This is a genomic window from Ruegeria sp. C9, assembly GCF_056537585.1.
Map to the genome: position 1 here is coordinate 251,845 of NZ_JBQFRU010000001.1, position 15,647 is coordinate 267,491.

Genomic DNA, 15,647 nt, shown 5'->3' on the forward strand with positions numbered 1-15,647 from the left:
CCACTACGGACGTTCGGCCTGAACGGTCAGGAATACGAACTCTGGGGTCAGAACCTCTTCGAAGCCGTGATTCAGCTCTGCATCGACGCTGATGCTGTCTCCTGCTGAAAGAGTAAATCGGGCTTCGCCATAGCGATAGATGGCCTGCCCTTCGAGAACCTGCACAAACACGACGCCATGGCCGACATAAGTGGGTGGCTGCCCCTCGTCGCGCAACAACGTGACACGACGGGCCTGAAAGCGCAGGTCCTTCCGGGAATGCAGCGCAAGGTTGACGTATTCGTGCGAATGGCCGCCCGCCAGTCGCGTAGACTTTAGCCCTTCGCCATGGCGAACCAGTGTATAGTCGGTGTGATCTGTCCGCGCTTCGCGAAACAGCGATACGATTGGCACTTCCAACGCCTCGGCAAGTGCAGCCAGCGTATCGATTGACGGAGAGACCAACCCGTTTTCGATACGGCTGACCATTGCAGCCGAGATACCAGACTGTTCTGCCAACCGACGGGCGGATTGCTTGCGGCTTTGGCGCAGCTCCCTGAGCGAGGCACCAATAGCGCGATCAATCTGTCTTCCCGGCGTGTCATCGTGCATGATTCAATCCGTCAATCCTCGGCGTAGTAGCCCACCACGTCCCCTTCCGTTGTGACACCCAGACCATTCAGCAATCGGTTGGCATAATTGAAATATCCGACGATCTGGTTGATCTCGAGAATCTCTCCGTCTTCCCAGCCTGCATCTTTCAATGCGCGAACTTCGGATTCCTCCATTGCACCCGGCGACAGGGTCAGCTTTTGCGCATAGATCAGCGCGGCCAACTGCGCACCTTCAAATGTGTCCTGCGGACGATGGGCCTTTAACGCGGCCTCGATTGCGTCGGCGCGTGCGTCGTCACCGATCAGATGTCGGGCGTTTGCCCAATGGTTGGCATAAGAATAGGGGCAGGTGTTCAACGTCGATACGTAAGAGCTGATGACTTCCTGAAACCACATGGGTATGGAATTGGCTTCATCATGCAGGCACGCGCGATACAGAATGACGTGACCTTTCATGGTGTTGGGACGCAGTGAATGCACGCGCATCACGTTGTCCACGGTCCCGTGTGGTGTGCGCGCCAGATCCAGAGTCGCTCTCAGGTGCTCGTCGGCATCTTCGTCAGATATCATCCGAATCCAGGCGGACATTCACGTTTCCTCTCGTGTTTTCTGTTTCTATTTTCGCGGCGTGTGCCGTTCGGCTGAGTTTTTTATTGACGAATATTGCACATTAAGCAACCATATTGAACAGCGCGCAACGAATTTGAGGATTCTGAAGCTTTGCCAGATCTCTCCACTCTGCCTGAATCGCCGCGAATGACTTCGTGCGCATGCGTGCATGACTTCATGTTGCGATCGCACTACCACAGCGTCATAGATCAGCGACGCCAGCTGATCCGCATCTTGACAGGTTCGGCATGACACAGCTCTCCCCCATGATCGAAGTGACCAATCTGGATAAGTTCTATGGGACTTTCCATGCGCTCAAGAACATCGATCTGACCGTTCATCAGGGCGAGAAGGTGGTAATCTGCGGCCCGTCCGGATCGGGAAAATCCACGCTGATCCGCTGTTTCAACGGGTTAGAGTGGCATAATTCCGGGCGTCTCGTGATCGATGGGATCGAAGTCTATGAAGGTGCCAAGGAAATCCGTGAACTGCGACAGGAAGTCGGCATGGTCTTCCAGCAGTTCAACCTGTTTCCGCACCTGACTGTGCTTGAAAACCTGATGATCGGACCGATGAAGGTGCGCAAGCTATCCAAGGCGCAGGCCGAGGAAACCGCGCGCAACTATCTTGATCGCGTTCACATCCCCGAGCAGGCCGACAAGTACCCGGCGCAATTGTCGGGGGGGCAGCAACAGCGCGTCGCGATCGCGCGGTCCTTATGCATGGAAACACGGATCATGCTGTTTGATGAACCGACATCCGCGCTTGATCCCGAAATGATCAATGAGGTGCTGGATGTGATGGTTGAACTGGCCGATACGGGCATGACCATGGTGGTTGTCACGCATGAGATGGGGTTTGCGCGCAAGGTCGCCGACACGATGGTCTTTATGGAGTCGGGGCAGATCGTTGAAATCTCGCCGCCCGATCAGTTCTTCACCAACCCGTCAAGCGAGCGCTGCCGTCTATTCCTGAACCAGATATTGGAACACTAACGTGACCGATCTGGGCATATCACAGGGACGCGGGCAAGCGCTGCCGAAGCCGCCACTATACAAGCGGTTCTTTGGCTCGGTGTTAGTGTCCGTCGTGATCTATGCGGTTATTGTCGGGTTGATCGCCTACGGGTCATATGTTGGCGCGCAGGGTATGGGCTATAATTGGCAGTGGTATCGCGTGCCCCAATTCCTGTACCGCAACACCGAGATTGGGTTCGAGTGGGGCGAAATTCCCATCGGACTGGTCGCCACGATCAAACTGTCCGTCATATCGTTTCTGCTGGCAACCGTCATCGGGTTACTGGTGGCGCTACTGCGCTTGTCGGGCTTGGTGATTGGTACGGCTGTCGCGGTTGCCTACCTTGAACTGATCCGCAATATCCCGCTGCTGGTTCTGCTTTACCTGTTCTATTATGTCCTGGGTCCTATCTTTGGATTTGATCGATATACCGCCAGCATCTTGACCTTGGCGGTGTTTCATTCAGCCTTGATTTCAGAAATCCTGCGGGCGGGGATCAACGCCATCCCATCTGGTCAGTGGGAGGCGGCCAAGTCTATCGGTATGACCCCCTATCAGACCTACAGATATATCATTCTACCGCAATCTGTTCGCTTTATGCTGCCGCCCATGACGGGCGAGGTCGTCCACTTGATTAAATCCTCGGCTATTGTCAGCGTCATTGCCGTGGCCGAACTCACCACATTCGGACGCAATATCATATCCGACACGTATATGAGTTTCGAAATATGGTTCACCATCGCGCTGGTCTATCTGGTGGTGACCCTGATCCTGTCGATTGGCGTTAGCTATCTGGAGAAGAAATATGCCGTCGACCAATAACCACAAGAACTCAACCGGACAACAAGGAGAACCAAGATGAAGCTATCTCGCAGAATGCTCGGGGCGGCCCTGGGCGCGGTCGTGGCAACAGGCATGGCGACCTCAGGCTGGGCGCAAAGTGCGACTCAGGAACTGTCCCGCGAAAGTGTGATTGAAACGATCAAACAGGATGGGGTAATCCGGATTGGTCTTTCGCTGTTCGTGCCGTGGTCGATGCGCGACAAGAATGGTGATCTGATCGGGTTCGAACTGGATGTCGGTCGCAAGCTGGCCGAGGACATGGGTGTAGAGGTCGAGTTTGTACCGACCGCCTGGGATGGCATCATCCCGGCGCTCGTATCTGGCAATTTCGACGTGATCATCTCGGGCATGTCGGTGACTGCGCAGCGAAACTTGACGATCAACTTCACCGATCCTTACGCGTATTCGGGCCTAGCTATTATGGCTAACAAACAGTTGACCGATGGTATGTCTTTGGAAGATTTCAATAAACCTGAGGTCACCTTTGCCGCTCGTCGCGGGGCGACACCAGCTACGGTGATCGCGGAAAACTTCCCCAACGCGACGCTGCTGTTGTTTGATGAAGACGGTGCATCAACGCAAGAAGTGCTAAACGGAAACGCGCATGCTTCGATGGCGGCTCAACCTACGCCGAACCGCGAGGCCGGTCGCCATCCGGAAACTCTGACCGTTCCGTTCGATAACCTCTATGATCCGCGTGGCGAAGCGTTCGGAGTACGCAAGGGCGATCCGGATGCCATGAACTTTTTCAACAATTGGATCGCTCAGAACTGGCGGTCGGGTTGGTTGGAAGAGCGTCACAACTATTGGTTCGCAACTGAAGAGTGGGCAGACCAGGTTGCCCAATAACCAATTAGCCGGGGGCGGGTCAGCCGCCCTCGGGCCTGAAGCGGAGCGCCCAGGTGCCTGAATTTCTTAAAAAACTCAGATGGCCAGATTATCTGATCGTGGCGGTATTGATCGCCTTCTTCGGATATATCTGGCTGTCGATCGAAGGTACGCTGAACTATAAGTGGCGGTGGGAATTGATCCCCAGCTACATCGTCGGCTGGCATACTGGGCGAGAAGAGTATTTTGCCAATCTATTGCTGCAAGGCTTGGTGGCGACGGTTCGTATCAGCATCTATTCCGGCATTTTGGCGCTCATTCTGGGTACAATTCTGGGGATCGCGCGCTGTTCTGCCAACCTGACCATACGCATGCTGGCACGCACTTATCTTGAATTTCTGCGTAATGTGCCACCGGTTGTTGTTGTCTTTATTTTCTTTTTCTTCCTGTCGCAGCAACTGATCGACGCACTAAACCTTGAACGCTGGGCACGTGGAATTGCGCGGCAAGAAGACAACCAGATCTGGACATTTTTCTTTGGTGAGATGCGGCGTTTTCCGTCGCTTGTCTCAGGTGTCATCGTTCTGGCGCTGTTTGAAAGCGCATTTGTCGGCGAAATTGTCCGAGCAGGTATCCAGTCGATCCCGAAAGGTCAGCGCGAAGCTGCACGCTCGATCGGGATGAGCCGTTTGCAAGAGCTTCGCTATGTCGTGCTGCCGCAGGCGATGAAAAAGGTCGTGCCGCCGCTGGCCAACCAGTTCATCTCACTAATCAAGGACAGCTCGATCTTGTCGCTGATCTCGGTTCAGGAACTGACCTACAAGACCGTCGAGTTGGTCGCTTCGTCCCGGATGATCTTTGAGGCATGGATCACAACGGCTGCATTCTATTTTGTCGTCTGCTTCGGCCTCAGCCGCATCTTTGCGCGGCTAGAGAAACGATCTGACAAGCGCTAGGTTCAGGTCACATTCGGACCTGAACCATTCCATCCTGAATCCGTGTCTCAAAAACCCGCATTGCTCGGGTCGCGGGCGCTGAAACGGGCTTGCCATCACGCACATCGAACGCGCCCTGGTGCAATGGGCATTCGATAACATGCCCATCAAAATAGCCGTCACACAGATCAGCCCCACCATGGTTGCACAATGCCAGCGAGGCATAGACACCGCTGGGTGTATCATAAACTGCAATCAATCTCGGCCCGATCTGAACCCGCGTGACCCAGTTTTCTTCCAGCTTCGATGCCTCGATCACATCGCGCCAAGATTTGTCTGCCACCATCTCTCAGGCCTCGGCTTTGCGTTGCATGATCTGCCGCAGAATGTCGCGATGCGCAGCCAGATATCCACCTTTCTCGACGAAGATATGATCCTTTAACTTCTCATGCAGACGGGGCAGAGCGTGAAAGGGAACTGAGGCGACATAGTGATGTTCGGCATGATAGTTCATATTCCAGCATAAAAATGACATCGGCTTTGACACCAGATTGGTGCGCGTGTTTTCTGACATCTGCGCCACGGTGGGACGTCCGACATGCTCGGTCATTCGTATGAATCGCATCACCGGCTCACCCAGAAACAGGGGTATGATCCAATACCAGATCAATCCCCACCATCCGGTGAAGGCCATAGCCAGAAAGATCAAAGCGTAAATGGCCAGCATGCGGCGCGCGTCCCAATAGACCGACTGATGCTCCTCTTTGGGAATGAAACTCAACTCGGCCTTGCTGAGCTTCCCAAAGGCATGTCGGAACAGCTCAGTGAACTTACCGCGCCAATAAGGCAGGGCTGACAGGTACAGAAAGTACTCGCGAAGGGATTTGGGCAGCGGGATTAGTTCGGGATCCTCTCCGTTCAATTGCGTATATGTGTGATGATCACAATGTTCGTATCGGAAGAACCGATGGGGCAGAATGATGATCAGCCCGCAAATCTGACCAACCAGATCATTCAACCACCGGGTGCGAAACACGGTATAGTGCACACACTCATGCTGAAGCGAGAAATGATGCACCAAGACGACCCCTTGCAGAAACATCGCGGGCCAGATCAGCCAGCTGTTCCAGGCTAGAGTGATCAGCGTTGTCGTGCAGGCCAGAACCAGAAACCAAAGCGCCAAATGGCGCAATCCGGGCCCGTTCGAGCGTTGCATGAATCCTTTAAGCTCTTCGCGTGTCAGTTTTCCTTCGGCCAGAGCCTGAGTCAGCGGCGTGACGATAGCTTTTGACATGTGATTTCCATGATTTTGCCGGAGCGGGGGTCTTGCCCTCTGCGCATATTCCGGCACCGGAGACGGGAGTGCTCCGCACCATAGGGCCAACTCGAACAGACCCTATTATCAAAGAGTATTTCCACAGCTTGTGATTCGATCAAGCCGCTATTGATCAGCCAACTGCACGCAGACCGATATCCGGATCGGGATGGGCGAACAGGGCGGCCGCGCAAGGGTGCCGATCTAGGATTGATTGGCCGCAAGGCAACCGTTCGGCATGGAATGTACCGTGGTTCCAATAAGTTACCCCATCGATTTCGATGGAAGGATCAATAACGTTCCAGCTGATTTCACCGGGGGCGTACGCCCCGCAGGTGTGGAAATGCAGGATGCGTGGATTTCCGAAAGCGGAGCCGCCCCAGCGTTCATAGTTTTCGCGCATATCCCAGGGGTAGCCGCAGCCCGGATGGATACCTGCATGCCAAGAGTGCACGAAATTGCGATCAATTCCCAACTGGTTGGCTACCCGGTCATAATGCGCCTCGGCCCGTGCGGCGTTGGCGGGATCGCCGTCAAAACGCTGCAGCCGTCCATTCTCCATCATCGCAAAGACAGGGTGGTCGAATTCGATGGTGTAGTCATCGTAATACTTCGACCCCGTTCCCGTCAGAAAACTGATCGCCACACGGCCCGAGAAACTGTGGGCAGGAACCGGAGTAAAGACTGACATCGGAAAGCGCAGGATCGAGGTGTCGCCCGAGGGTTGCAGGTTCATCACCGGCCGACCGCTTACATCAGTGCCCAACGGGCAGGTGATCCGCACCTCGCTGGCCGCGTCCAAGACCGTGTTGATATCGGCCTTAAGCTCCATGAACGCATCGTGGTGGCCGTTGGAGAAACCAGATCCCAGCATTTCTTTGGTTAAAGCGAAGCTAACGATGACTTTCTTACCCTGCGGCATGTCCGAGAACCGCAACTGATCCCCAAGCCGGGCCAGAAATAGAATGATGTCTGCCGCTTCGAACCGGGCAAGCAGATCGGGCGATAATTGCGGATTGTCCGGATTGAAGCCTACATCAACCGTGTCGACCCCCAGCCCAAGTTGACGGGCCGCCTGACTGACAACATTTACGCTGTCGGCGTCGAAATATCCAAACTCTGCAGGTTCATAGGCAATCAGCAGCCTGTCACCCGCCGCCGCGCGGGCGCAATTGACCAGCAGATTGTAAGCGCCCCGCTCTGGCGTCATGTCGGACATCGACATCTCCTGATTATTTGACATTATCAACTTACGGCCCAGGGCCGCCGGCAATCCATTTGAAAGTGATAATGGCTGACATTAGGATGACTAATATGATCTTGAATCTGCCATACTCCGCGCTGCGAGCCTTTGAGGCAGTTGTACGCCACTCCGGCTTTTCACCCGCCGCCGAGGAGCTGGGGGTCAGCCAAAGTGCCGTCAGCCAGCACGTCAGATCGCTTGAGGAATGGCTTGGGCGGGATTTGCTGGTGCGCGGTGCGCGGCAATCACGACCTACCCGCGAAGGTGAGCAATTGGCGCAGGCAATCTCGGATGGGTTGGGGCGCATTTCAGATGTGTGTGCGCAACTTCGCGATCGAACGCGTGCGGACCGGACCATCGTGATTTCATGCTTGCCGGGGTTTGCATTCAACTGGCTGTTTCCAAGGCTTCTGCACTTTGATTTGGCCCACCCGGACCTGTCTATTTCGATCGCGACGGATACGGGATACTATCCGTTTTCCGGCGCAGATTCCGATATCGGCATTCGATATGGTCTTGGTGAATATCCCGGGTTTGAAGTGGATTTGCTTATGCGGGAAAGGCTGTTTCCCGTCTGCGCGCCTGCGCTGTTGCCTGAACTAAAGCGCATTGAAGATTTGTCACAGCACACACTGCTGGTAGATGAAAATCTGCACCATGGTACGTCCAGCCCAACATGGGAGTTCTGGGCGCGGCAATCCAATCTGACATTGCCGTCTGGAGTGCGCACGCGCCGATTGGGTCAATCAAACATGGTCATACAGGCAGCGATTGAGGGGCTGGGGGTGGCGCTTGGGCGCGAACCGCTGGTTATTGATGCGTTGTGCGATGGCCGTCTGGTGCGACCGTTTCAGCAACTGACCCAATCGCCACTTTCCTATTGGCTCGTCCGGCGCCCTGATAGCAAAGACAGCCAAAAAGTCAGCGAGTTCCTGAACTGGATCAAGGCCGAAGTTGCTTCGCAGCCCGATCTGCCCCCGACGGTAATGCTGCCGAATTAGCTTGCCTTATATGTATCATTACAAATCCAGAATGGTGTATTGCACTGACGCTGTCATAATGGCGCTAAGCCAACTGATCAAATTGGAGAGCAAACCATGTACCTCAGAAATTGCTGGTATGTTGCCGCCTGGAGCAAGGATATCGGGCGTGAACTGAAGGCTGAGACATATCTGGGTGAGAACATTGTGCTCTATCGTCAGCAGGATGGGACGCCCGTTGCGCTTGAGAATGCCTGCCCGCATCGCAAGCTCCCGCTATCCGATGGCAATCTGAAAGGGGATCTGGTCGAATGCGGCTACCACGGGCTGACATTCGATTGTTCGGGCAAATGTACGGACAGCCCAACGCAGCGGGGGATGACGCCTCGGCGCGCGGTGGTGAAGTCTTATCCAGTTGTCGACCGCTATCGCCTGCTCTGGATCTGGATGGGCGATCCTGAACTGGCTGATCCGGACCTGATTTTCCCAATCGAAAACTTTGATGACACGAGCTGGGGCCTAACCGATGGCGGGGTGATGGATATCGATTGCCATTATCTTTGGGTTTGCGACAACCTGCTTGATCCCAGCCACGTGGCCTGGGTACATGTCTCGTCATTCGCCGGCGCGGGAACGGATGAAGAGCCTCTGGACGTCAAAAAGACAGATCGCGGCGTGATTGTCTCGCGCTGGATCGAAAACAAACCTCCATCGCCTTACTATGCCAAACTGGTCTCGTTCGACGGCGATTGCGACCGCTTGCAGCATTACGAAATGTGCATGCCCGCAATCGGGCTGAATAAGTCCATCTATACTCCGGTTGGCACGGGTGGATATGACAAAGATCCTGTCGATGAGACATTCATCAACATCTCTTACAACTTCATGACGCCAATCAACGAGGATCAGACCAGGTATTTCTGGTTCCAGCATCGCAACTCTGATCCGGACAATGCCGAGGTTTCAAAGTTCATGAATGACGGTGCCCGGATGGCGTTTCTTGAAGACAAAGATGTGCTGGAAAAAGTGCACAAGGGCATGAAAAATGCTCAGACACCGCCTATTGATCTGGGTTTGGATGCCGGGGCAAAAACATACCGACGCGTGCTCGACCGAGCGATCGAGGCCGAGGCCGCTGTGCCAGAGGGTGCAATTCGGCAAGCCTGAAACTTGAACAGAGGCCAGTTCCCGGCCCCTTATCTTAGGTGTTGCTATAGATGACAGGGAAGCGCCCACCGGCAAAGGGAGCACCCGGTTTCAGGTCGTCATCATGCAGCCATTCAGTGACGCTATCGCGCGGTTCATAGGTGGCACCTTCAACGGCAAAACGTACCGCATATCCACGCCTGCGACGGGTCGAGGTTCGGTTGCCCATCGCCGAATGCACAGTCATTCCATCGAAGGCCAGTGCATCGCCAGGTTCCATCTGTTCATGGTGGAATATGTCATATTTAGTGCGATCCGCCTCGAAATCGGGCATGTCGATATAGTCCGGGTTATCCTCTTCCAGATAGTGAAGAAACTTGCCAAGCTGGTCAGTTTTGAAAGGCCGGTATTTTGCGCCCCAAGCGTGCGAGCCACGGACAAATTCCAGCGCTCCATTGTCTGGGTCGACAGGATCAAGTGCGATCCACATTGTCATGATGGGACCGGCCACAGGCCAATAGGGCTGATCTGTATGCCAGCCGGTCTGGGTGCGTGTGCCAGGTTCTTTCACGAAAATTTGGTCATAGATCAACGAAGTCCAGGGGCTGCCCGCCACCTCGGCCACGCGCTTTCCAATATCTGAGTTCAGACAATAGTCCTGAAAGATACCCGGTTTTTCACGCATATTTTTATAGGCAAAATACCGGTCACCCTTTTTGACCTCTTCGTCCACGGCATCACGCAACTTATTTAACCAATCGTCCCTGAGGATGTTTCTCAATAAAACGACGCCGTCGCGCGCATACGTTTGCTGAACAGTATCTGTATCCGGTGTGTTTATCATAGTTCTTCCATCCATAGCATCCGCCTCATTTCCCGGCGGGTTTGAATTCAGGCGCAAAGCGCCACGGTCTGCATGGAGTCAGAGAGAGGGTGAACTGCGGCAGTTTATGATAAAGCAGGGCCAGCGGGATCGGGCCGACCATTTGCCAGCAAGATTCCGATGAAACTGTTCAATTTTGAAGGTCATGCGCCATGGTAGCCCACGACCTTTGATTGCCCAAGCAGTTTTTGCGTAATGGTAAATATATTTATTGACGATATATTTTTTCTGATAAATATTGTGCTTGTTATGCAAAAATATTCGGCATTTTCACTCGCCCGTAACGCGATTTCTGGTCATAAGAACTGGTCCCGAGCCTGGCGGAGCCCGCCGCTCAAAGACCGGTACGAGGTGGCGGTGATCGGGGCAGGGGGTCACGGGCTGGCCACGGCTTATTATCTGGCCAAAGAGTTTGGCATAACCGACGCCGCCGTGCTGGAACGGGGCTGGTTGGGCGGCGGAAACATAGCGCGCAATACGGTTACGATTCGGTCAAATTACATGCGTGACGAGTCGATCCCGTTCTACGTCAAATCCGTCGAGATGTACGAAGGGCTGACGCATGAGTTGAACTTCAACATGATGCATTCCAAGCGCACCATGGTGGATGTGGTGCAGACCTGGCCCAAACTGCGAGAGTTGCGGCGACGGCAATTGGTCATGGACATCTATGGCTCGACATATGAACAAATCACCGCAGAAGAATTGCGCAAACGCATACCTGCGCTGACAGGCGGTGGGCCAGATGCGCGCCTGCCGATCATCTGCGGAATGGTCCACACGGACGCAGGTGTAAACCGTCATGATGCGGTGGCCTGGGGCTATGCCCGCGCGGCGGATGCGATGGGGGTGGAGATGCACCAACAGACCGCCGTGCAAGCATTGATCCGTGGCGCTGATGGGCGCATCGAAGGTGTCGAGACCAATCGCGGCACCGTGCGGGCGAAAAAGGTTGTGGTGGCCGTATCGGGCCATACCACGACGTTGACCGAGACAGCGGGGCTCAAGCTGCCATTGCGCACGATGAACCTGACGGCCTTTGTGTCCGAGCCTGTGAAGCCCTTGGTGGATGTCATCGTAAATTGCCCGGACAGTGGGTTCTATTTCAGCCAGTCTGACAAGGGTGAGATGGTGATCGGCGGCGCTCCTGATATGGGGCAAAGCTTTCGTCGCGACATCAAGCAACATGTGTTCGAAGACACTGTGACCGCGATGCTATCGCTTTTCCCGAGCTTCAAGAAACTCAAACTTATGCGCCAATGGGGTGGGCATCTTGATATTGCCCATGATGCCTCGCCCATCATGGATCAGACTGACGTACCGGGGCTGTTCGTGACCGCTGGCTGGTGGGGCGGATACAAAGCCATTCCTGCGGGCGGACTGACGCTTGCGCATCTGGTCGCCAAAGGCGAGCCGCATCCGCTGATGGCCTCGTTCACTTTGGACCGCTTCCGCCATCTGGAATTTGTGATGGAAGCCGGGACCACGACGACGAGATAGGAAGGGACAGGATCATGATGCTCATCCCCTGCCCATTCTGTGGCAAGCGCAATGAAAGCGAGTTCGTCTATGGCGGCCCGGTCGGTGCTACTCGACCCGATGCCAACGCCGTCAGCGATGCTGATTGGGTCGAATACCTGACCATAACGCCCAACCCGATGGGGCCTGTGCAAGAGCGGTGGTGGCACGCACGGGGCTGCGGCGAGTGGCTGACAATCTGGCGGGATACCGTGACACATGACATTGTGGAGGTGCCCGATGGCTCAGATTAATCGCCGCGCAGTGGGTGGTCGTGTTGATCGAAGCCGCCCTCTGACGTTCCAGTTCAATAGGAAAACTTACAAAGGGTTCGAAGGGGACACTCTGGCCTCGGCCTTGCTGGCAAACGGGGTGCGAGTAACAGCCCGTAGTTTCAAGTACCACCGCCCACGCGGCATTGTCGGACACGGTCCCGAAGAGCCAGGAACGCTTGTGGAGCTGGAAGGCGAGGACGCCTCGGGCAACCGTCCAGCGACCACGGTTCCATTGCGCGAAGGGCTGAATGCACGCTCGGTCAATTGCTGGCCATCGCCCGAGTTTGATCTGGGCGGGATCAATCAATTGATTGGCCGTTTTATTCCTGCGGGCTTCTACTACAAAACTTTCAAATGGCCTAACTGGCATCTGTTTGAACCGTCTATTCGCAAGGCGGCGGGGCTGGCAGCAGCGCCTGCGCACCCGCCTTCATCGGGGCATTTCGAAGCGCGCTACGCTCATGCAGATGTCTTGATTGCAGGAGCAGGTCCCGCTGGCCTGCAAGCTGCACTTGAGGCTGGTCGGGCGGGCAAGCGTGTCTTCCTCGCAGACGAGGGAACCGAAGCGGGCGGCAGCCTCCTGAACCGCACCCTGACCATTGGCGGGCGTCCGGCGATGGATTGGGTGGGCGAAGCGGTTGAAGAACTAAGCCAAATGGCAAACGTCACCCATCTTCAGAACGCGACCGTATGGGCCTATCGCGAACACAACCTACTGATCGTCAATGAACGCGAGCCGGATCAGGCCAGCATTCTAGAACGCAACTGGCGGGTCCGTGTTGCTGAGGTGGTGATCGCCACCGGGGCTACGGAACGGTCGATGGTGTTTGCCAATAATGACAGGCCGGGCGTCATGTTGGCCTCATCCGTGCAGGCCTATGTCAATCGTTGGGGCGTGACACCCGGTCAGAGTGTGGTTCTGTTCACCAACAACAACAGCGCTTACGCAGTGGCCGCCGATCTGGTCGCAGCTGAGGTAACGGTTAACGCGATCCTCGATAGCCGCGACACGGTTCCAAGGGAATCTCTTGATCTGGTGTCGGGGATAACCGTCCATGCCGGAACAGTAGCCGCCGATATCCGAGGGTACAAAAGCATCCGTGCTGTCAAGGCCGTTCCCAAGTCCGGGGGCGCAGGCACCTGGATCGACTGCGACTTGCTGGCTCATTCCGGCGGTTGGAATCCGACGGTGCACCTGTGGTCTCAGTCCCGCAGCACACTTCGGTTTGATGAAGAACTCGCTGCGTTTTTGCCCGATCAACCGATTCAATCCTGTCGGGCCGTCGGCGCGGCGGCGGGGGATCTCACACTGGATCGGATCATCGATGACGGTTCAGAGCTGCCTTATTCGATTGAACCGCTATGGCGCGTAGATGTGCCAGGGCAACGCGGAAAGGCATTCCTGGATATTCAGAACGATGTTGCGGTCAGCGATGTGCATCTGGCGCTGCGTGAAGGATATGACAACGTGGAACATGTCAAACGCTACACCACTGGCGGGATGGGCGTAGATCAGGGCAAGACGGGCAATATCAACATTATTGGCACCGTTGCTTTGCAAAAGGGCGTTCCATTGCAAGATGTTGGCACGACGACATTCCGCTCTCCCTACACGCCGGTCTCATTCGGTGCGATTGGGGGGCTGCGTGAGGACTCGGTGTTGTTCCCCTACCGGCACACGCCGGTGACCCAATGGAACAAGGATTATGGCGCAGTGATGTATGAGGCTGGTGCCCGATGGCGCCGTCCGGGGTTTTTTCCCAAACCCGGTGAGGGCCTGCAAGAGGCGGTGAACCGGGAATGCCGCGCGGTGCGTGAAGGCGTTGGCGTATACGACGGTTCGCCGCTCGGCACGTTCGAGCTTAAAGGGCGCGATGTTCCGCGCTTTCTGGATTTTCTGTATTCGAACATCATGTCCAGCCTGAAGCCCGGCGATGGTCGCTATGGTCTTATGTTGTCGGATGACGGTCTGATCATAGATGACGGGGTGGCCTTTCGGCTGGATCAGCACCGCTGGATGATCTCGACCTCAACAGGTCACGCGGACGCCATCAACCAGCACATGGAAAAGCTGCTTCAGACCGAGTTTCCTGACTGGCAAGTCATGATCACAACTGTGACAAGCCAGTGGAACAACGCCACCATTTGTGGTCCCCGCGCGCGCGATGTCATGCACGCGCTGTGTACGGATATCGATCTGTCGCCCGAGGCATTCCCCTTCATGTCGTTCCGGGACGGTACGGTTGCGGGGTTCCCTGCGCGGGTTGTGCGCGTCAGTTTCACCGGTGAGCTATCCTATGAGGTCAACGTTGCCCCACGCCACATGGCCGCCTTGTGGGACAAGGTGATGGAGGCTGGTGCACCCTTTGGTATCCTGCCTGTAGGATCGGAATCCAGCCATGTCTTGCGTGTGGAAAAAGGCTTTCTTTCGCTGGGGCACGAGGTCGACGGTACCGTGGACGCCTATGACTTGGGCATGGGCTGGGCAATGTCGAAGAAAAAGCCCGACTACCTAGGCAAGCGCTCGGTCCACTTGCGCCGTGAAGCGGTAGGGGAACGCCGGGAATTGGTCGGCATCTTGCCCGAAGACCCTGACAAGCAAGTGCCCGAAGGCGCGCCACTGACCCCCGAAGGTCGCAAAGAAGCGACCGAAGGATTGGTTACCGCCTGCGTCTGGAGCGTCGTCAACAATCGCTGGGTTGGCCTGGCGTTGCTGAAGAACGGGCAGGAGCGACACGGGCAAACCGCGCATGTTCGGCTGAAAGACGAGGTGATCCCGGTGACCATCACAAAGCCTGTATTCCATGACCCCGAGGGTCAGCGCCTGAGGTCCTGAGATGAGCTACGACGTCAAGATCGAACGCCAAACCCTGAATGCGCTGTTTGACCTCAAAGGGGATCCCGAGGTCGTTCAAAATTGGGCCGAATTTTCTCTGCCAAGCCGCCCCAACACGAGGGCGATGCAGGAAGCGTTTGAGGTATATCACATTGGACGCAATCACTGGATTGTACGTGCTTCGCTGGAACTGGAAGAGGCACTGGAAGCACAGCTCAAACCAACGGATTGCCCTGCGGACATCAGTATAGTGCGGATATCGGACACCCTTACCTTCTTTGGTGTCGCCGGACCCCAAGCCGCTGAAGTGATGGCTATTGCCTGCCCGCTTGATCTGCATGTCACCGCTTTTGATGAAGACGCAGTAACCTATTCCGAGTTGTTTGGCCTAAAAGCACTTGTGATGCGCTGCGAGGCTGGTTTTGAGTTTGCGGTTGAACAGAGTTTTGGCGACATGGTTCAGGATTATCTGACCCGAGCAACCGCCTGACGCAATTCGAAGCAGGGGCGGTTTACGCCTCATGGCTATTCATTATCTCGGCGGTCTATATGCGTATCGTCTGGGAACAGGGTTCAGATAAGGACCTATCGGATTTATCGAAAATCATTGGCTGGCACAAAATCCT

The 15,647-nt window shown here is 55.5% G+C and carries 16 protein-coding genes; 10 read left to right on the forward strand and 6 right to left on the reverse strand.

Translation table 11 applies throughout. The features are described from left to right. Positions 1–3: 3 nt before the first annotated feature. Both ACR0NE_RS01225 and ACR0NE_RS01230 read right to left on the reverse strand, forming a co-directional pair. Positions 4–591, reverse strand: coding sequence for a helix-turn-helix transcriptional regulator (locus tag ACR0NE_RS01225; RefSeq protein ID WP_170393837.1), 588 nt, complete (start codon positions 589–591; stop codon positions 4–6). An 11-nt stretch (positions 592–602) separates the two neighbouring features. Next, entirely contained in the window at positions 603–1,181 is a 579-nt protein-coding gene (locus ACR0NE_RS01230; RefSeq protein ID WP_170596662.1) for a peroxidase-related enzyme, read from the reverse strand. 269 nt (positions 1,182–1,450) lie between these two features. Here ACR0NE_RS01230 and ACR0NE_RS01235 point away from each other — a divergent pair, with 269 nt between their 5' ends. From ACR0NE_RS01235 to ACR0NE_RS01250, 4 genes are read left to right on the forward strand one after another with little or no spacing between them, the layout of a single operon-like run. After that, positions 1,451–2,197, forward strand: coding sequence for an amino acid ABC transporter ATP-binding protein (locus ACR0NE_RS01235; RefSeq protein WP_480459463.1), 747 nt, complete (start codon positions 1,451–1,453; stop codon positions 2,195–2,197). 1 nt (position 2,198) lies between these two features. Then, on the forward strand, positions 2,199–3,041 hold the full coding sequence (locus tag ACR0NE_RS01240) for an amino acid ABC transporter permease (RefSeq protein WP_170407009.1): 843 nt from the start codon (positions 2,199–2,201) through the stop codon (positions 3,039–3,041). Between the two features lie 36 nt (positions 3,042–3,077). After that, on the forward strand, positions 3,078–3,911 hold the full coding sequence (locus ACR0NE_RS01245) for a transporter substrate-binding domain-containing protein (RefSeq protein WP_170393843.1): 834 nt from the start codon (positions 3,078–3,080) through the stop codon (positions 3,909–3,911). A 53-nt stretch (positions 3,912–3,964) separates the two neighbouring features. Next, positions 3,965–4,846, forward strand: a complete 882-nt coding sequence (locus tag ACR0NE_RS01250) for an amino acid ABC transporter permease (RefSeq protein WP_170407012.1) — start codon at positions 3,965–3,967, stop codon at positions 4,844–4,846. A gap of 7 nt (positions 4,847–4,853) precedes the next feature. Here the strand turns inward: ACR0NE_RS01250 and ACR0NE_RS01255 are convergent, their stop codons facing one another. The 3 genes from ACR0NE_RS01255 to ACR0NE_RS01265 form a co-directional block, all read right to left on the reverse strand. Next, complete coding sequence (locus ACR0NE_RS01255; RefSeq protein ID WP_170407016.1) at positions 4,854–5,171, reverse strand: non-heme iron oxygenase ferredoxin subunit; 318 nt, start codon at positions 5,169–5,171, stop codon at positions 4,854–4,856. 3 nt (positions 5,172–5,174) lie between these two features. Further along, positions 5,175–6,119, reverse strand: coding sequence for a fatty acid desaturase family protein (locus tag ACR0NE_RS01260; RefSeq protein WP_170596660.1), 945 nt, complete (start codon positions 6,117–6,119; stop codon positions 5,175–5,177). A gap of 154 nt (positions 6,120–6,273) precedes the next feature. Continuing rightward, positions 6,274–7,383 (reverse strand): hypothetical protein, encoded by a 1,110-nt coding sequence (locus tag ACR0NE_RS01265; protein ID WP_480459464.1) that lies wholly within the window; start codon positions 7,381–7,383, stop codon positions 6,274–6,276. A gap of 71 nt (positions 7,384–7,454) precedes the next feature. Between ACR0NE_RS01265 and ACR0NE_RS01270 the strand changes: the two genes are divergently transcribed. Continuing rightward, the gene (locus ACR0NE_RS01270) at positions 7,455–8,384 is read left to right on the forward strand and encodes a LysR substrate-binding domain-containing protein (protein WP_170596658.1); all 930 of its coding nucleotides are present in this window, start codon (positions 7,455–7,457) and stop codon (positions 8,382–8,384) included. A 96-nt stretch (positions 8,385–8,480) separates the two neighbouring features. Continuing rightward, a complete protein-coding gene (locus ACR0NE_RS01275) occupies positions 8,481–9,530 on the forward strand; it encodes an aromatic ring-hydroxylating oxygenase subunit alpha (protein ID WP_170596656.1) in 1,050 nt (349 codons plus the stop codon). A 34-nt stretch (positions 9,531–9,564) separates the two neighbouring features. Here the strand turns inward: ACR0NE_RS01275 and ACR0NE_RS01280 are convergent, their stop codons facing one another. After that, the gene (locus tag ACR0NE_RS01280) at positions 9,565–10,368 is read right to left on the reverse strand and encodes a phytanoyl-CoA dioxygenase family protein (protein WP_480459465.1); all 804 of its coding nucleotides are present in this window, start codon (positions 10,366–10,368) and stop codon (positions 9,565–9,567) included. 273 nt (positions 10,369–10,641) lie between these two features. Here ACR0NE_RS01280 and ACR0NE_RS01285 point away from each other — a divergent pair, with 273 nt between their 5' ends. Genes ACR0NE_RS01285 through ACR0NE_RS01300 form a run of 4 tightly spaced genes read left to right on the forward strand, consistent with a single transcriptional unit; the run spans position 10,642 to position 15,511 of the window. Continuing rightward, positions 10,642–11,892, forward strand: a complete 1,251-nt coding sequence (locus ACR0NE_RS01285; protein WP_170596654.1) for an FAD-dependent oxidoreductase — start codon at positions 10,642–10,644, stop codon at positions 11,890–11,892. Positions 11,893–11,906: 14 nt separating this feature from the next. Beyond that, the gene (locus ACR0NE_RS01290) at positions 11,907–12,164 is read left to right on the forward strand and encodes a sarcosine oxidase subunit delta (protein WP_170596652.1); all 258 of its coding nucleotides are present in this window, start codon (positions 11,907–11,909) and stop codon (positions 12,162–12,164) included. Beyond that, positions 12,151–15,021 (forward strand): 2Fe-2S iron-sulfur cluster-binding protein, encoded by a 2,871-nt coding sequence (locus tag ACR0NE_RS01295; RefSeq protein WP_170596650.1) that lies wholly within the window; start codon positions 12,151–12,153, stop codon positions 15,019–15,021. The genes ACR0NE_RS01290 and ACR0NE_RS01295 overlap by 14 nt, the downstream gene beginning before the upstream one ends. Before the next feature lies 1 nt (position 15,022). Continuing rightward, positions 15,023–15,511, forward strand: a complete 489-nt coding sequence (locus tag ACR0NE_RS01300; protein WP_170596648.1) for an aminomethyltransferase family protein — start codon at positions 15,023–15,025, stop codon at positions 15,509–15,511. Positions 15,512–15,647 lie beyond the last annotated feature (136 nt).

What these genes read in the sequence shown, in the direction of transcription:
- ACR0NE_RS01225 (WP_170393837.1), bottom strand. Translation starts at nt 591, where the DNA reads ATGCACGATGACACGCCGGGAAGACAGATTGATCGCGCTATTGGTGCC.
- ACR0NE_RS01230 (WP_170596662.1), bottom strand. Translation starts at nt 1,181, where the DNA reads ATGTCCGCCTGGATTCGGATGATATCTGACGAAGATGCCGACGAGCAC.
- ACR0NE_RS01235 (WP_480459463.1), top strand. Translation starts at nt 1,451, where the DNA reads ATGACACAGCTCTCCCCCATGATCGAAGTGACCAATCTGGATAAGTTC.
- ACR0NE_RS01245 (WP_170393843.1), top strand. Translation starts at nt 3,078, where the DNA reads ATGAAGCTATCTCGCAGAATGCTCGGGGCGGCCCTGGGCGCGGTCGTG.
- ACR0NE_RS01255 (WP_170407016.1), bottom strand. Translation starts at nt 5,171, where the DNA reads ATGGTGGCAGACAAATCTTGGCGCGATGTGATCGAGGCATCGAAGCTG.
- ACR0NE_RS01260 (WP_170596660.1), bottom strand. Translation starts at nt 6,119, where the DNA reads ATGTCAAAAGCTATCGTCACGCCGCTGACTCAGGCTCTGGCCGAAGGA.
- ACR0NE_RS01265 (WP_480459464.1), bottom strand. Translation starts at nt 7,383, where the DNA reads ATGTCAAATAATCAGGAGATGTCGATGTCCGACATGACGCCAGAGCGG.
- ACR0NE_RS01270 (WP_170596658.1), top strand. Translation starts at nt 7,455, where the DNA reads ATGATCTTGAATCTGCCATACTCCGCGCTGCGAGCCTTTGAGGCAGTT.
- ACR0NE_RS01275 (WP_170596656.1), top strand. Translation starts at nt 8,481, where the DNA reads ATGTACCTCAGAAATTGCTGGTATGTTGCCGCCTGGAGCAAGGATATC.
- ACR0NE_RS01280 (WP_480459465.1), bottom strand. Translation starts at nt 10,368, where the DNA reads ATGGATGGAAGAACTATGATAAACACACCGGATACAGATACTGTTCAG.
- ACR0NE_RS01285 (WP_170596654.1), top strand. Translation starts at nt 10,642, where the DNA reads ATGCAAAAATATTCGGCATTTTCACTCGCCCGTAACGCGATTTCTGGT.
- ACR0NE_RS01290 (WP_170596652.1), top strand. Translation starts at nt 11,907, where the DNA reads ATGATGCTCATCCCCTGCCCATTCTGTGGCAAGCGCAATGAAAGCGAG.
- ACR0NE_RS01295 (WP_170596650.1), top strand. Translation starts at nt 12,151, where the DNA reads ATGGCTCAGATTAATCGCCGCGCAGTGGGTGGTCGTGTTGATCGAAGC.
- ACR0NE_RS01300 (WP_170596648.1), top strand. Translation starts at nt 15,023, where the DNA reads ATGAGCTACGACGTCAAGATCGAACGCCAAACCCTGAATGCGCTGTTT.